The organism is Acinetobacter guillouiae CIP 63.46 (assembly GCF_000368145.1).
Classification (GTDB): Bacteria; Pseudomonadota; Gammaproteobacteria; order Pseudomonadales; family Moraxellaceae; genus Acinetobacter; species Acinetobacter guillouiae.
This window is the reverse complement of the sequence record NZ_KB849288.1, coordinates 1-1,274: the sequence shown is the minus strand read 5'-3', so window position 1 is coordinate 1,274 and position 1,274 is coordinate 1. Positions and strand designations below refer to the sequence as shown.

At 37.8% G+C, this 1,274-nt stretch carries 1 protein-coding gene; it reads right to left on the bottom strand.

Going from position 1 to position 1,274, the window contains the following annotated elements; genetic code table 11:
* Positions 1-42 precede the first annotated feature (42 nt).
* Positions 43-1,208 (bottom strand): IS3-like element ISAba21 family transposase gene (locus F981_RS22255; RefSeq protein ID WP_085940850.1). Its coding sequence is split into 2 segments (ribosomal slippage): positions 43-950 and positions 950-1,208, totalling 1,167 coding nucleotides; the frame shifts between segments, so codons are not numbered across the junction.
* Positions 1,209-1,274: the final 66 nt, after the last annotated feature.

Genomic DNA, 1,274 nt, shown 5'->3' with positions numbered 1-1,274 from the left:
TGATATGTGCTGAATTAGCAGGAGACTTTCACTTGGGATATGCTAGGCAGCTAACCGATAAAAGTTCTCTGCTATTTGATTTGGCGTTTTAAAATCCAAACTCTTTTGAATTCTTCGCTGATTATAAAATAACACAATGTATTTTGTAATATCTGCTTTAGCTTCATCTCTGGTTTTATAGTTGCAATGATGCACTAATTCATTCTTGAGTATGCCCCAGAAACTTTCAATCGGTGCATTATCGTAACAGTCCCCACGTTTGCTCATTGAACCTTGAAAATCACATTTTTCCAGTATCTTTCGATATTCATGGCTGCAATATTGGCTGCCTCTGTCCGAATGAACAATTAAGCCTTTCGTTGGTTTTTGATTACGAATCGCCATAGTCAGTGCATTGCAAACAAGTTGTGCGGTCATACGCTCATTTAAGCTATAGCCAACCACTTGTTTCGTGTACAGGTCTTTTACTGCTGCCAAGTATAACCAACCTTCAGCAGTCCAAATGTATGTAATATCGCTTGACCATGCAAGATTGGGCTTAGTCATTGAAAACTGTTGCTCTAGTAAATTTGCGTAGATCGCTCGATTATGATCACTCTTCGTAGTTCTTTTGAAACGCTTATGACGCTTACAATACAGCTGGTTGAGCTTTTTTATTTGACGTACAGCATACGTACTGATTTTGATACCTTGCGCTTGTAAATGCTTAGTTAATCGAATATAGCCATAGCTTTGTTTAGTTTCCTCATGAGCTATTTTGACCAAAATTGTCTGTTGATTTCGCTGAACCAATCTTTTATTCATGCCTCGTTTTAGCCAATCATAAAATCGTGACACTGAAACGTGAAGTAATCTAGCCATAAAGCTAATCGGGAATAAATGTCTTTGCTGTTTCATATAGGCGTACCTTACTGACTTTCTTTCGCAAAGTACGCTGCTGCCTTTTTTAGAAATTCACGTTCCATTTCAGCTGTTTTGAGCTGTTGTTTGAGCTTTTTATTTTCTTCGAGTAAGGCATTTAGATCAGGTGAATATTGTTTAGTGCCTGCTAAGGTGCCAGTCTTTGCTTTATTATTCCAATTTGAAAGAGTTTGCATTGAAATGCCAAGTTGTCTGGCTGTTTCCGATACATTGCCTTGATTGGCTTCAATCAATTTTATTGCTTCAACTTTAAATTCTGCGGTGTAAGTCTTCTGTTTCTTGCTCATGGTAAACTCCTGATGAGTGTCTATAGTTTACCAAGTTAAAACCTCCTGTTTTCTCAGCACACATCA